Consider the following 13,742-nt stretch of genomic DNA (forward strand, 5'->3'; position numbering starts at 1 on the left):
GGTTACCGGCGTGTAATTCCGCGCCGCAGCAATGATCAGGGATGCGTTCACCAGGCACAACGGCACCCCCCGGACAATTCGGGGGGTGCCGTTGTGATGACTTTGCGATGCGTCGATTTCGATAGCCGGTTACCGGCAGTGACGGTCAGGCCGGTGCGTGGTAGGCCAGCACACCCCGGTTCACGGCGCCCATCGCCTGCCGGGCGGTGGACCGGAGCTCGGCCGAGGCGCCGCCGGAGTCGGCGAGTTGACCGAGCAGGTCGACCACCTGCCGGGCCCACCGGACGAAGTCGCCGGCCGGCATCTCGCCGTCGATCTCGTGGCCGCTGCCGAGCACCTTCGCCAGCGCCTCGCCCCGCGCCCACCGGTAGATCGGCCAGGCGAAGCCGAGGTCAGGCTCACGGGTGACGGCGAGGCCACGGGCCGCCTCGTCGGCCTCGATCTCGCTCCACAGCTCGAGCGTCTCGTCGACCGCCTCGGCCACCGGGCCGCGCGGCAGCGACGCCCGCTCGTCGACGTCACGGCGGGCCTCGAAGACCACCACGGAGACCGCCGAGGCCAGTTCGGCCGGGGAGAGCCCGTCCCACACCCCGCGCCGGAGGCACTCGGCGACCAGCAGGTCCGCCTCGGTCCAGATCCGGCCGAGCATCCGGCCCGCGTCGGTCACCGCGCCGTCGGGCGCGAGGTAGCCCCGGGCCGTGAGCAACGCGACGATCAGGTCGAAGGTGCGGGCCAGCGAGCCGGTCCGGCCGGTCACCCGCTGCCGTAGTTCCTCGGTGTCCTTCTCCAGGCGGCGGCGCCGCTCCGCCCAGCGGGCGTGCTCCTCGCGGTCCGGGCAGGCGTGGCAGGGATGCCGGCGCAGCTCGGTGCGGAACTGGCTGAGCCGGTGGTCCTCGCCGGCCGCCTGCCGGGACCGGCCGCCCCGGCGACCGCCGTGCCGGTCCAGCCCGGTGCCGCTGACCTCGGCGGCCAGGTCGCGCCGGGCCGCCGGCGAGCGGTGGTTGAAGTGCTTCGGCACCCGGATGCGCGCCAGCACCTCGGCGGGGGTGTTGAAGTCCCCCGGGCTGACCCGTCCCGCCCAACGGTCCTGGGTGAGCACCAGCGGTCGCGGCTCACCGAAGCCGCCGGTGGCCGGGTCGAGCACGACGGCCAGGCCGGCCCGACGGCCCGACGGCACCCGGATCACGTCGCCGACCCGCAGCCGCTCCAGCGACTCCACCGCAGCGGCCTTGCGCTGGCTCTGCCCCTGTCGGGCGATGGCCCGCTCCCGGTCGGCGATCGCCACCCGCAGCGCGAAGTACTCGTCGAAGTCGCCGTGGTGGCAGGCCGCCTCCGCGCCGTACGCCTCGATGGTCTCGGTGTTGCGCTGGACCTGGCGGGCCAGGCCGACCACCGACCGGTCCGCCTGGAACTGGGCGAACGAGGACTCCAGCAGCGCCCGGGCCGGCTCGGCGCCGACCGTGCCGACCAGGTTGACCGCCATGTTGTACGACGGCCGGAAGCTGGACCGCAGCGGGTAGGTGCGGGTGGAGGCGAGCCCGGCCACGTGCCGAGGGTCCGTCTCCGGTGACCAGACGACGACGGCGTGCCCCTCGACGTCGATGCCGCGTCGGCCGGCGCGGCCGGTGAGCTGGGTGTACTCCCCCGGCGTCAGGTCGACGTGCGCCTCGCCGTTGTATTTCACCAGGCGCTCCAGCACGACGCAGCGGGCCGGCATGTTGATGCCCAGGGCGAGCGTCTCGGTGGCGAAGACCGCCTTGACCAGGCCCCGGACGAAGAGTTCCTCGACGACCTCCTTGAACACCGGCAGCATGCCGGCGTGATGGGCGGCCAGGCCACGCTCCAGGCCGTCGAGCCACTCCCAGTAGCCGAGGACGGTCAGGTCCTCGCCGGGGATGGCGGTGACCCGCGACTCGACGACGCGGCGGATCTCCGCCCGCTCCTCGGGGGAGGTGAGCCGCAGTCCCGCGGCGAGGCACTGCTGCACGGCGGCGGCGCAGCCGGCACGGCTGAAGATGAACAGGATCGCCGGCAGCAGCCCCTCCCGGTCGAGCCGGTCGACGATGTCGGGGCGCATCGGGCCGCGCCAGCGTGGCCCACGCCGGCCGCCGCCGGGGCCGGCGCTGCGGCCCTCGCCGAGTTCCATCCGGCGCATCGTGTCGCGGGTGTAGCGCAGCAGCTCGGGGTGCACGTCGTGCTTGCGGGCGGCGTCGGCGTCGTGGAACAGGTCGAACATCCGCTTGCCGACCAGCATGTGCTGCCACAGCGGCACCGGGCGGTGCTCGCTGACCACCACGGCCGTCTCGCCGCGCACGGTGACCAGCCAGTCGGCGAACTCCTCGGCGTTGGAGACGGTGGCTGACAGGGAGACCAGGGTGACCGAGGCGGGCAGGTGGATGATCACCTCTTCCCACACCCCGCCACGGAACCGGTCGGCGAGGTAGTGCACCTCGTCCATCACCACGTACGCCAGGCCCTCGAGGGTGCTCGAGCCGGCGTAGAGCATGTTGCGCAGCACCTCGGTGGTCATCACCACCACGGGGGCGTCGCCGTTGATGGCGTTGTCGCCGGTGAGCAACCCGACCTGCTCGGCGCCGTAGCGGTCGACCAGGTCGTGGTACTTCTGGTTGGAAAGGGCCTTGATCGGGGTGGTGTAGAAGCACTTGCGCCGCCGGGGCGGGGCGGCTTCGCCGCCGGTCGCGGGCACCGCCGCGTCGCCGGCCGCCGGGCTGCCCCGCAGCGCCAGGTGCACGGCGAACTCGCCGACCGCGGTCTTGCCGGCGCCGGTCGGGGCGCACACCAGCACGCCGCTGCCCCGTTCCAGCGCCTGACACGCCTCCCGCTGGAAGTCGTCGAGATCGAACCCCAGATCAAGGGCGAACTCGTCCAGCGCCGGGAACTGTGAGGCCTGCGCGGCCCGGCGGCGCGCCGCGACGTACCGCTCGGCGGGGCTCGACATGTCCCCAAGATTAATGCGTGCCGCCGACAGCCACCGGACAAGGCCAACCGGCGGCGGGGTCGGGGGCGGTCGGTAGGGTGCACGACGTGCCGGAGCATGCCGAACCGCCCCACGTCCCGCGCGGCGCCGACGACGCCGTCCGCCCGGGTCCGTCCCGCCGGCCGGTGGAGGCGGTCCTGCTCGACTTCCACGGCACCCTGGCCCAGGTGGAGGAGCCCCGCGAGTGGGTGCTCGCCGCCGCGGCCTCCTGCGGGGTGACCCTGGAGCGGATGCGGGCCACCTCGCTGGCCGACCGGCTGCTGACCGCCGGCCGGGCGGGCGGGCCGCCACCGACCCGGGTGCCGCCCCGGCTGAGCGAGCTGTACGCCGACCGGGATCTCTACCCGCACGCCCACCGGGGCGCCTACACGGGGCTCGCCGAGACGGTGGACGCGGGCATCGAGGGCTTCGCCGAGGCGCTCTACGAGCGGCTCCTGGTGCCCGAGGGCTGGGTGCCGTACCCGGACACCGCCCCGACCCTGGCCGCGCTGCGCGACGGTGGCGTCCGGGTGGGCGTGGTCAGCAACATCGGCTTCGACATCCGGCCGCACTTCGAGGCGTGGGGGCTGGCCGGGCTGGTCGACGCGTTCGTGCTGTCGTACGAGGTGGGGCGCTGCAAGCCGGACCCGGGGATCTTCCTGCGCGCCTGCGGGATGCTCGGCGTCGACCCGGAGCGGGCGCTGATGGTGGGCGACACCCCGGCCGACGCGGGGGCCGTCGCGGCCGGGTGCGCGGTGCTGGTGCTGCCGGCCGCCGAGGCGGGGCGGGCCAACGGCCTGGGCGCCGTGCTGGACCTGGCCGGGGTCGACCAGCAGCGCTAACGGCACGTCGACAGCACTGTTAGCGCGCGCCGCTAACGCGAGAGCGTTATCGTCGCTGTCATGATCACCGAGACGTCGCCCCGGGACCGGATCGTCCGGGCCGCCGCCACCCTGCTCGCCGAGGGCGGCCGGGAGGCGGTCTCCACCCGCGCGGTCAGCCGGGCGGCAGGGGTGCAGGCGCCGACGATCTACCGCCAGTTCGGCGACATGCGCGGCCTGCTGGACGCGGCGGCCAGCTACGGGTTCGCCGCGTACCTGCACGCCCAGGCGGCCGGGGATCTCGCCGGCGACCCGGTGGACGACCTGCGCCGGGGCTGGGACCTGCACGTCGGCTTCGGGGTGGCCAACCCCGCGTTCCACGCCCTCGTTTACGGCGACCCGCGCCCCGGCGAGACACCGACGGCGGCCCGGGTCGCGGCCGACATCCTGCGCCAGCTCGTACACCGGGTGGCCGAGACGGGCCGGCTGCGCACGGGCGTCGACGAGGCCACCGAGATGCTGCACGCCACCGGATGCGGGATCACCCTCACCCTGATCCGGACCCCGCCGGCGCAGCGCGACCCGGCCCTGTCGGCCCGGGCCCGGGAGGCCGTGCTCGCCGCCCTGGTCACCGACTCCGCCGCCGCCCGGGCGACGTCCCGCGCCGACCGCCCGGTCCGGCACGCGGTGGCGCTGCGCGCCGCCCTCGACACCCTGACCACCGACCTCACCACCGCCGAACGCGCCCTGCTCGCCGAGTGGCTCGACCGTATCGCCCGCACGGCCGCCTGACCCACGCCGCGCGGACGAACGCCGCGTCAGCGCAGGAGGCGCAGGGCGGCCGGGGCGGCGGTGACGGTCAGCGGGAGGTCCAGGGCGCGCTCGCCGTCGGCGTACGTGGTGATGCCCTCGGCACTCAACTCGACCGTGCGGGCCCGGTAGCTGCTCACCAGCGGGTGTGTCACGTGGGTGCCCCGGTAGATGCGCGGCTTGACCCGCATCAGCGTGCGCCGGTCGAACCGGCCACCCACCACCACGTCGAGCAGGCCGTCGGTCGGGTCCGCGTCCGGGCAGACCCGCATGCCGCCGCCATAGCTGGCGCAGTTGCCCACGGCCACCAGCACGGCGTCCACCTCGTGCGCCACCCCGTCGAGCCGCAGCGTGTAGCGGCGCGGGCGCAGCCGGGCCAGCTCCACCAGGATCGCCAGGTCGTAGCGGCGCGGACCGCTCGGCCAGCGCATCCGGTTGGCACGCTCGTTGACGATCGCGTCGAAGCCGGCCGCGAGCACCGCCGCGTACCAGCGGCTCGTGCCGTCGGCTGCCGTCATCCGCGCCAGGTCCACCGGGCGGGTCCGGCCGTCGCGCAACGCCGCCGCGATGACGTCGGCGGCGGCCAGCGGGTCGACCGGGAAGCCGGTGTCGGCGGCGAAGTCGTTGCCGGTGCCGGCGGGCACCGCGCCGAACGGCACCGCCGTCCCGGCGACCGCCTGCACCGCTCGGTGCACGGTCCCGTCGCCGCCGATCGCGACCAGGGCCGACGCGCCGTCAGCCACCGCCGCGTGGCAGGCCGCCTCGGCCTCCTCGGCGGTGTGTGCGTGCAGCGGGCGCACCGGCCGGCCGGCAGCCGCGAGCCGGTGCAGGACCTGCGGCAACAGCCCTCGGTTCCGTCCCCGGCCCGCAGTCGGGTTGGCCAGCACGGCGACGGGCCCGCCGGGGGCCACGGAGGGGTGATCGTCTGCGGTCACGGCGAGCACCGTACCGCCACCGGCCCGGCAGGGCGTACCGCCGGCCCGCTGGCCGAACGTCCGGGGCCGGGGCCCATCCGGCCCGGGCGCACCTGACATTTGTCACGGCCAACCGTGCGGCACGCATTCGTCGTCATGACTGAACACACTGGAACCGCCATAGCCCGAACGGACAGACTCGTATCCATCAGCAGGACGAAGGCATCGACCAAACAGCGGAGGGGGTGGTCACGGTGGACGAGCGCTACGACAGCTACTGCGCCGCCGATCGACTGTTCTACGACTCACTCGGCAGTGCGGTCGAACAGCCCACCTTCGCCGCGGCGCGGCGGCCCGTCCCCGACGGCTGGCGGTCCGAGCCGCTCGACGACTGGCTGATCTACGCCCCGGAGGGCGGCACGCTGCCCCAGCAGGGCTGGAAGATCCACGTGTCGGCGACGCTGGCCAACGCGGAGCGGGTGCTGGACACCATCTGGGACTACTGCGTCCCGCGTGGACTGTCCTTCAAGTTCCTCCGCGGCCCGCGCACCCTGCTGCTGCGCAACTCCAAGTACGCCTCCCGGGCGGCCAGCGGCAAGTTCGTCACCGTCTACCCCCGTGACGACGCGGAGCTGGAGCTGGTCTGCAAGGAGCTCGACGAACTGCTCGCCGGCGAGTCCGGCCCGTACATCCTCAGCGACCTGCGCCACGGCGTCGGCCCGGTGCACGTACGCTACGGCGGCTTCGCCGCGCGCTACTGCCACTCCCCCGACGGCCAGGTGGTCCCGGCGATCGAGGACGACACCGGCACGCTGGTGCCCGACCGCCGCGATCCCGTTTTCCACGTACCGTCCTGGGTGACGCTGCCCGCCTTCCTCGGCCCGCACCTGGCCGCCCGCAACGCCACCAGCACAAACGAGGTGCCGTACCGGATCGAGAAGGTCATCCACTTCTCCAACGGCGGCGGCCTCTACGTCGGCCGGGACGTGCGGACCGACACCCAGGTGGTGCTGAAGGAGGCCCGGCCGCACGCCGGACTCGACGCCGACGGCGCCGACGCGGTCACCCGGCTGACCCGGGAGGCCGACGCGCTCCGCCGGCTGGCGGATCTGCCGCAGGTGCCCCGGGTGCACGACGAGTTCCCCCTCGGCGAGCACCGGTTCCTCGCGCTGGAGTTCATCGAGGGCCGCTCGCTCAACAAGGTGCTCGTCGAGCGGTACCCGCTGATCGACGCCGACGCCACAGACGCCGACCGCGCCGACTACACCCGGTGGGCGCTGGACGTGCACCGGCAGGTCGAACAGGTCGTCACGGCCATCCACGACCGCGGCCTGGTCTACGGCGACCTGCACCTGTTCAACATCATGGTCCGCCCCGACGACCGGATCGCGCTGGTCGACTTCGAGGTCGCCGCGCCGATCGACGGCCACCGCCGGCCGGGCCTGCGCAACCAGGGCTTCGCCGCACCCCGGGACCGCACCGGTCCCGCCGTCGACCGGTACGCCCTGGCCTGCCTGCGGCTGGCGCTGTTCCTGCCGCTGACCCAGCTGGTCCGGCTGGGCCCGGCCAAGGCCGCGCACCTCGCCGACGTGATCGCCGCCCACTTCCCGGTGCCGAGGGACCTCCTCGACGACGCCGTACGGGAGATCACCGGCGTCGCCGAGGCGGCACCGGAGCTCACCGTCGACGTCGGGCCGGCGCAGCGGGACCGGCTCAGCCGGGCGATCCTCGCCAGCGCGACACCCCAGCGGGACGACCGGCTCTTCCCCGGCGACATCGAGCAGTTCCGCAGCGGCGGGCTCAACCTCGCCCACGGCGCCGCCGGCGTCCTGTACGCCCTGCACGTCAGCGGCGCCGGGCGCTGGCCAGAACACGAACAGTGGCTGGTCCGTCGGGCCACCGCACCCCCCTCCGGCACCCGGTGCGGCTTCTACGACGGCCTGCACGGCGTCGCGTACGCCCTGGAGCTGCTCGGTCGCCGGCAGGACGCCCTCGACGTGCTCGACATCTGCCTGCGCCAACCGCTGGACGGGCTGGACCACAGCCTCGCGGGCGGCCTGTCCGGGATCGCGCTCAACCTGACCGAGCTGGCCGGGCGCACCGGAGAGACCACCCTGCGCGACGCCGCCTGGCGGGCCGCCGAGCGGATCGTCGACCAACTCGCCGACGACCCGGGGCCTGACATCAGCGGCGGGCGGCATCCGTACGCCGGGCTGCTGCGCGGCCGGACCGGGCCGGCGCTGCTGCTGGTGCGGCTGCACGAGCTGACCGGCGAGCAGGCGCTGCTGGACCATGCCGCCACGGCGCTGCGGCAGGACCTGCGCCGCTGCGTGGTGCGCCCCGACGGCGCGCTGGAGGTCAACGAGGGCTGGCGCACCATGCCCTACCTCGGGCAGGGCAGCATCGGGATCGGGCTCGTGCTCGACCAGTACCTGCGCCACCACGCCGACGAGCGGTTCGCCGAGGCCAGCGCAGGTGTGCGCCGCGCCGCCCGGTCGCCGTTCTACGCGCAGTCGGGCCTCTTCGCCGGACGAGCTGGCATCGTGGCCTACCTCGCGGCGTACCCCGACGATCCGCAGCGGTGCCGCGAACGGGACGCCCAGGTGGCCCGGCTGGCGTGGCACGCGCTGCCCTACCGGGACGGGACGGCCTTCCCGGGCGAGCAACTGCTGCGGCTCTCCATGGACCTCGGCACCGGCACCGCCGGCGTGCTGCTGGCACTGGCCGCCGCGCGGCCCGACGCCCCGGTGAGCCTGCCGTTCCTCGCGCCCCTGACGGGCGCCCCCGACTCCCTCGCCTCGGCGAGGGTGACCGAATCGACCGACCAGCACGGAAGGAGGTGACACGACATGGCGCTTCTCGACCTCCAGGGCATGGAGATGGCCCCCGCCGACCGCACCGGCGGTGGCAGCCGGGCGAGCCTGCTGCTCTGCGGCGACAGCTCGCTGTCCGTCACGACCTGCAACTGATCCGACCATCCGACCAGTACAGAAGGAGATGACTCGACATGGCGCTTCTCGACCTCCAGGGCATGGAGATGGCCCCCGCCGACCGCACCGGCGGTGGCAGCCGGGCGAGCCTGCTGCTCTGCGGCGACAGCTCGCTGTCCGTCACGACCTGCAACTGATCAGATCGTCTCGCGAGGCCCTGGGCGGATGGAAGTGTCCGCCCAGGGCCGCACGTCTTTGTGGAGGACCGATGCGGACGCCGACCGGCTCCGACCGGCTGCTGCGGCGGGTGGTCCGCGACGGCGGCGGGTGGACGGTCCTGCTCGTCGCGGTCGCGCTCACCGGCGCAGCCGCCGAACTCTCCCTGCCCGCCGTGCTCGGGCTGGCGGTCGACGCCGCCGTCGGCGGCGACGGCTCCGTCCGGTGGCCGGCCGCGGCCTGCGGCCTGGTCGCCGTCCTGATGGTCACCGACATCCTCACCGACGTGGCCGGCGGGTACGGCGCGGCCCGGGCCACCGCACGGCTGCGTCGGCGCCTACTGCGCCACCTGTTCGCCTGCGACGTGCGCACCGTCCGCCGCTATCCGGTGGGCGACCTGGTCGGTCGGCTCGTCGGGCAGGCCGCCGACGCCGGGCAGGCCGGCACGGCCGTGGTGCTGGGCGTCGTCGCGCTGCTCCCCCCGGTCGGCAGCGTCGTGGCGCTCACCCTGCTCGAACCGCTGCTCGGCGTCACCCTCCTCGGCGGGCTGGCCCTGCTCGCGGTGCTCATGCGGGCCTTCGTCACCGACGCCTCCGCCGCCGTCGCCGGCTACCAGCGGGTGCTGGGGGTCGTCGCGGGCCGGCTGCTGGAGGCCCTCGGTGGCGCCCGCACCATCGCCGCCGCCGCGACCGTCGAGCGGGAACGCGACCGGGTGCTGGCGGCCCTGCCGGAGCTGCGCGGGTACGGCCAGCTCGGCTGGCGACTGCTGGCCCGGGCGAGCGCCCGCACGGCCGCCGTGGGGCCGCTGCTCCAGGTGGCCGTCGTGGCCGTCGGCGGGTACGCGCTGACCGTCGGCTGGCTCACCCCCGGCCAACTCGTCGCCGCCGTGCAGTACGCGGCCCTCGGCGCCGGACTGGGCGCGGTGCTGGCCACGCTGAACCGGCTGGTCCGCAGCCGCGCGGCGGCCGGCCGGATCGCCGAGCCGCTGGCCCACCCGGTGCGCCCCGACGGCACCGAACCGCTGCCGCCCGGTCGGGGGGAACTGCGGCTGCGCGGGGTCGGCGTCCGCGCCGAGGACGGGCGGCCGGTCCTCGACGGGATCGACCTGACCGTCCCGGCGGGCGCCACGGTGGCCGTCGTCGGGCGCTCCGGCGCCGGCAAGTCGACCCTCGCCGCGGTGGCCGGGCGGCTGCACGACCCGGACACCGGCGAGGTGCTGCTGGACGGGGTGCCGTTGCCTCGGCTCAGCCCGCCCGCGCTGCGCCGGGCCGTCGGTCACGCCTTCGACCGGCCCGTCCTGGTCGGCGAGACGGTGCACGACGCGATCGGGCTCGGGCTGCCCGCCGAATCGGCGCGACCGCCCGCCGGAACTGCCCCGGCCACCCCGGCGGTGCTGACCGCGGCGCGGGCGGCCCAGGTCGCCGACGTCGTCGCCCGGCTGCCCGAGGGCTTCCGCACCCGGCTGGCAGACGCGCCGTTCTCCGGCGGCGAGGCGCAGCGTCTCGGGCTGGCCCGCGCGTTCCCCGCCGGGCGGCTGCTCGTGCTCGACGACGCCACATCCAGCCTGGACACCGCCACCGAACACCGGATCGTCCGGGCCGTGGCGGCCGGCGCCCGCGGGCGTACCCGGCTCGTGGTGACCCACCGCGCGACGACAGCGGCAGCGGCCGACCTGGTGGCGTGGCTCGACGGCGGGCGGCTGCGGGCAGTGGCGCCGCACCAGCGGCTCTGGGCCGACCCGGACTACCGGGCGGTCTTCGCCCCGGACGGGGAAACCCGATGAGCGGCCCCGGCGTGCGCCGCACCACCTGGGCGGCGCTGCGCGCCCGCCGCCGGGCACTGGGCCGGCTGGCGGGTTGGTCTGCGGTCGAGGCCCTGCCGGCGCTGCTCGGCGGGATGCTCGTGGCCCGCGCCGTCGACCGGGGCTTCCTGGCCGGCCAGTTCGACACCGGCCTGGCCTGGCTGGGTGGGCTCGCCGCGGCCGTGCTGGTCGGCGCGGCGGCCACCGGGCAGGTGTACCGCAGCCTCGGGGCAGTGGTGGAGCCGTTCCGCGACGAGTTGGCCGCCCGCGTGGTGCACGGCGCGCTGCGCGAGGCCACCCGGGCCGGCGGCCGGGCGGACAGCGCCGCCGTGGCCCGGCTGACCTACCAGGTCGAGGTGGTCCGGGACACCTTCGGCGGCCTGGTGCTGGTGGTGCGCGGATTCCTGTTCACCGCCGGCGCCGCGCTGCTCGGCCTGTTCGCCCTGGCCCCGCCGCTGGCGGCCGCGGTGGCCGCCCCCCTGGTGGTGGGGCTGGCCGTGTTCGCGGCGTCGCTGCCGGCCATGGTGGCGCACCAGCGGGCCCAGGTGACCGCCGGCGAGCGGCTCGGCCGCTCGGCGGCGTCCGCGCTGGCCGGTCATCGCGACGTCGTCGCCTGCGGCGCACGCGAGCGCGTGGTGTCCGACGTGGGCCGGCGGGTCACGACGCAGGCCGACGCCGAGCGGACCCTGGCCCGGATGGCCGCGCTGCGCAGCCTCAGCCTCGGGGTGGGCGGCTGGCTGCCCGTGCTGGTGCTGCTGCTGGCCGCGCCGTGGCTGGTGCGGCAGGGGCTGAGCGCCGGGGCCGTGCTGGGCGCGCTGGTCTACGTGACCACCGGGCTGCAACCCGCCCTGCACGCCGTCGTGCAGGGCGTCGGCGGTGGGGGCCTGCGCTACGCCGTCACCCTGGGCCGGATCCTGCGCACGAGCCCGCCCCCAGGGCCCGACGACCACTCACCGCCGGCGTCCCCGGTCGCCGTCGCCCCGGCGGACCCGCCACCGGCCGGCACCGGCGTGGCGCCGCATGCCGCCGCTCCCGTCGGCGGCGCCGGGTCGCGGGCGGTCGAGCTGCGCGCACTGAGCTTCCGGTACGGCCCGCACGCCCGGCCCGTCCTGGCGGACCTCACCCTGACGGTGGCTGCCGGCGAGCACCTGGCCGTGGTGGGGCCGAGCGGAGCCGGCAAGTCCACCCTGGCCGCGCTGGTCGCCGGGCTGGTGCCGCCGGACTCGGGCTCGGTCCACCTGGCCGGCGTGCCGGTCGCCGGCACGCCGCCGGACGCGCTGGCCCGGCTGCGGGTGCTGGTGCCACAGGAGGCGTACGTGCGCACCGGCTCCCTCGGCGACAACCTCCGCTACCTGTGCCCCGACGCAGACGACGCGACCGTCCTGGCCGCTGCGCACGCCCTCGGCGCCGGTGCCCTGGTAACCCGCCTCGGTGGCCTCGACGCCGAACTCGACCCGGCCACCCTCTCCGCCGGGGAACGCCAGCTCGTCGCCGCGGTGCGGGCCTACCTCGCCCCGGCGTCGCTGGTGATCCTCGACGAGGCGACGTGTCACCTGGACCCGCCCCTGGAGGCGACCGTCGAGCATGCCTTCGCCCGCCGAGGCGGCACCCTGGTGGTGATCGCGCACCGGATCAGCTCGGCGGCCCGGGCCCGCCGGGTGCTGGTGTTCGACGGTGACCGACCGCTCGCCGGCACCCACGACGACCTGTTGGCCCGCTCGTCCACCTACCGCGAACTGGTCGGGCACTGGGAGGACGTGACACCGCCGACCCGCGTGCCGCTCGGCCGGGCGTGACCACCCGCAGGGTGGGCGCGGCAGTCAGATCCAGCCGGCCTCGCGGGCGACCCGCACCGCCTCCACCCTCGTCCGCGCGCCCGCCTTGCGGGTGATCCGGCCGAGGTGGTTGCGCACGGTCCCCGGCGCGAGCCCGAGCGCCCGGGCGACCTCCACGACCGGGGCCCCGGCAGCGGTCAGGTCGAGGATCTCCGTCTCCCGTGAGGTCAGCGGGCTGTCCCGGGTCAGCGCTGCCATCACCAGGTCGGCATCGACCACCGACTCGTGCCGGGCCAGCCGCCGGATGCCGTCCAGCACCCGGTGCGGGGAGACGTCGCTGCCGAGGATCCCGACGGGGCGTCCCGGCACGAAGACCCGGTGCAGGCTGCGCGCCCGGCGCCGGTCGGCGAGCACCAGCAACGGGCACTGCCCCGCCACACCCGCCTCGCCGATGAGGTCGAGGTCGACGACCGCGACGTCGGGGCGCTGTGCGCGGACCGCCGGCGGGAGTGCGTCACCCCGGTCCAGTTCCGCCACCACGCTGATGTCCACCTCGGCGGCGAGGACGAGCGACAGGGCGCCACGGACCAGGGCACCATCCAGGGCGAGCAGGGTACGGATCACCGTTGACCCTCCGGAGCGTCGTCAGACAGATCACGGATCGTCAGCATTCAAACACGTCCCGGCTGGTTCCGCTCGGTGAGCGACCCCCCACCGTCCACCCTGGCTCAACGCCGGACGACGCCGGCACGCCCCGGGGTACGAGCCGAGCCGGGCAGGCACACCCGGCTCGTACCCGGACAGTTACATCCAGCCGTCGCGTCGAGCGCGCCACACCGCCTCCATGCGGTTACGGGCGCCGGTCTTGCGCATGATCGCCGACAGATGGTTGCGTACCGTTCCGTGCGCCAGGTAGAGCCGGCGGGCGATCTCCTTGAGCGGCAGGCCCTCCGCGGCCACCCGTAGCACCTCCACCTCCCGGCGCGTCAACGGGCTCGACGTGGGGCGCAGCGCCGTCACGGCGGCGGCGGCGTCGATGACCCTCCCTCCGGCGGCGAGTTCCCGGACGGCTCCGACCAGCGCCTCCAGGGACGCGTCCTTGCCGACCAGGCCCCGTACGCCCGCGTCCAGCAACTCCCCGACCACCCGCCGGCTCCACCGGCGGCCCATGGCCAGCACGGCCGTGTCGGGCACCGCTCCGGTGATCTCGGCGACGGCCTCGACCGGATGCGGGGCGTCCGGCGCCAGGTCGACCAGCACCACGTCCGGCCGGTGCCGACGCAGCACGGCCGGCAACTCCGTCACCTCGGTCACCTCGGCGACGACCTCGATGTCCTCCTCGCTCGACAACGCCGCGCACAGCGCGGTGCGCAGCAGACCCATCTCCTCAACAACGACGACGCGGATCAACGCGTGGCTCCGATCTCGGGGTGCGCGGGCGGCGAGCGGGTCCCGTTGACGGGACCACGCAGGCCGGCTGCGCGAAACGACTGGGTCC

General features: G+C 75.4%; 11 protein-coding genes. 7 read left to right on the top strand and 4 right to left on the bottom strand.

The window, feature by feature from the left end; translation table 11 throughout:
* Positions 1 to 145: 145 nt before the first annotated feature.
* Entirely contained in the window at positions 146 to 2,959 is a 2,814-nt protein-coding gene (locus tag GA0070608_RS25440) for a DEAD/DEAH box helicase (RefSeq protein WP_091630987.1), read from the bottom strand.
* An 86-nt stretch (positions 2,960 to 3,045) separates the two neighbouring features.
* Between GA0070608_RS25440 and GA0070608_RS25445 the strand changes: the two genes are divergently transcribed.
* Both GA0070608_RS25445 and GA0070608_RS25450 read left to right on the top strand, forming a co-directional pair.
* A complete protein-coding gene (locus GA0070608_RS25445; protein ID WP_091636154.1) occupies positions 3,046 to 3,819 on the top strand; it encodes an HAD family hydrolase in 774 nt (257 codons plus the stop codon).
* A gap of 60 nt (positions 3,820 to 3,879) precedes the next feature.
* Positions 3,880 to 4,590, top strand: a complete 711-nt coding sequence (locus tag GA0070608_RS25450) for a TetR/AcrR family transcriptional regulator (protein ID WP_091630988.1) — start codon at positions 3,880 to 3,882, stop codon at positions 4,588 to 4,590.
* Positions 4,591 to 4,616: 26 nt separating this feature from the next.
* Here the strand turns inward: GA0070608_RS25450 and GA0070608_RS25455 are convergent, their stop codons facing one another.
* A complete protein-coding gene (locus GA0070608_RS25455) occupies positions 4,617 to 5,552 on the bottom strand; it encodes a diacylglycerol kinase (protein ID WP_245716146.1) in 936 nt (311 codons plus the stop codon).
* Positions 5,553 to 5,776: 224 nt separating this feature from the next.
* Here GA0070608_RS25455 and lanKC point away from each other — a divergent pair, with 224 nt between their 5' ends.
* The 5 genes from lanKC (at position 5,777) to GA0070608_RS25480 (ending at position 12,265) form a co-directional block, all read left to right on the top strand.
* Positions 5,777 to 8,365: a class III lanthionine synthetase LanKC gene (gene lanKC, locus GA0070608_RS25460; protein ID WP_245715944.1), complete on the top strand. Its 2,589-nt coding sequence runs from the start codon at positions 5,777 to 5,779 to the stop codon at positions 8,363 to 8,365.
* A 6-nt stretch (positions 8,366 to 8,371) separates the two neighbouring features.
* Positions 8,372 to 8,491 (top strand): SapB/AmfS family lanthipeptide, encoded by a 120-nt coding sequence (locus tag GA0070608_RS25465; RefSeq protein WP_089003486.1) that lies wholly within the window; start codon positions 8,372 to 8,374, stop codon positions 8,489 to 8,491.
* Between the two features lie 38 nt (positions 8,492 to 8,529).
* A complete protein-coding gene (locus GA0070608_RS25470; RefSeq protein WP_089003486.1) occupies positions 8,530 to 8,649 on the top strand; it encodes a SapB/AmfS family lanthipeptide in 120 nt (39 codons plus the stop codon).
* Positions 8,650 to 8,720: 71 nt separating this feature from the next.
* Positions 8,721 to 10,451, top strand: coding sequence for an ABC transporter ATP-binding protein (locus GA0070608_RS25475; protein WP_091630991.1), 1,731 nt, complete (start codon positions 8,721 to 8,723; stop codon positions 10,449 to 10,451).
* Positions 10,448 to 12,265 (top strand): ATP-binding cassette domain-containing protein, encoded by a 1,818-nt coding sequence (locus GA0070608_RS25480; RefSeq protein ID WP_091630992.1) that lies wholly within the window; start codon positions 10,448 to 10,450, stop codon positions 12,263 to 12,265. The genes GA0070608_RS25475 and GA0070608_RS25480 overlap by 4 nt, the downstream gene beginning before the upstream one ends.
* A 24-nt stretch (positions 12,266 to 12,289) precedes the next feature.
* On the opposite strand, the gene GA0070608_RS25485 is transcribed toward GA0070608_RS25480, so the two are convergent.
* The gene (locus GA0070608_RS25485; RefSeq protein ID WP_091630993.1) at positions 12,290 to 12,868 is read right to left on the bottom strand and encodes a response regulator transcription factor; all 579 of its coding nucleotides are present in this window, start codon (positions 12,866 to 12,868) and stop codon (positions 12,290 to 12,292) included.
* Positions 12,869 to 13,048: 180 nt separating this feature from the next.
* Entirely contained in the window at positions 13,049 to 13,654 is a 606-nt protein-coding gene (locus GA0070608_RS25490; protein WP_245715945.1) for a response regulator transcription factor, read from the bottom strand.
* Between the last annotated feature and the right edge of the window lie 88 nt (positions 13,655 to 13,742).

Source organism: Micromonospora peucetia (assembly GCF_900091625.1).
Taxonomy (GTDB): domain Bacteria; phylum Actinomycetota; class Actinomycetes; order Mycobacteriales; family Micromonosporaceae; genus Micromonospora; species Micromonospora peucetia.

Coding starts and splice junctions, on each gene's coding strand:
- GA0070608_RS25440 (WP_091630987.1), bottom strand. CDS start 2,959: ATGTCGAGCCCCGCCGAGCGGTACGTCGCGGCGCGCCGCCGGGCCGCG.
- GA0070608_RS25450 (WP_091630988.1), top strand. CDS start 3,880: ATGATCACCGAGACGTCGCCCCGGGACCGGATCGTCCGGGCCGCCGCC.
- GA0070608_RS25465 (WP_089003486.1), top strand. CDS start 8,372: ATGGCGCTTCTCGACCTCCAGGGCATGGAGATGGCCCCCGCCGACCGC.
- GA0070608_RS25470 (WP_089003486.1), top strand. CDS start 8,530: ATGGCGCTTCTCGACCTCCAGGGCATGGAGATGGCCCCCGCCGACCGC.
- GA0070608_RS25475 (WP_091630991.1), top strand. CDS start 8,721: ATGCGGACGCCGACCGGCTCCGACCGGCTGCTGCGGCGGGTGGTCCGC.
- GA0070608_RS25480 (WP_091630992.1), top strand. CDS start 10,448: ATGAGCGGCCCCGGCGTGCGCCGCACCACCTGGGCGGCGCTGCGCGCC.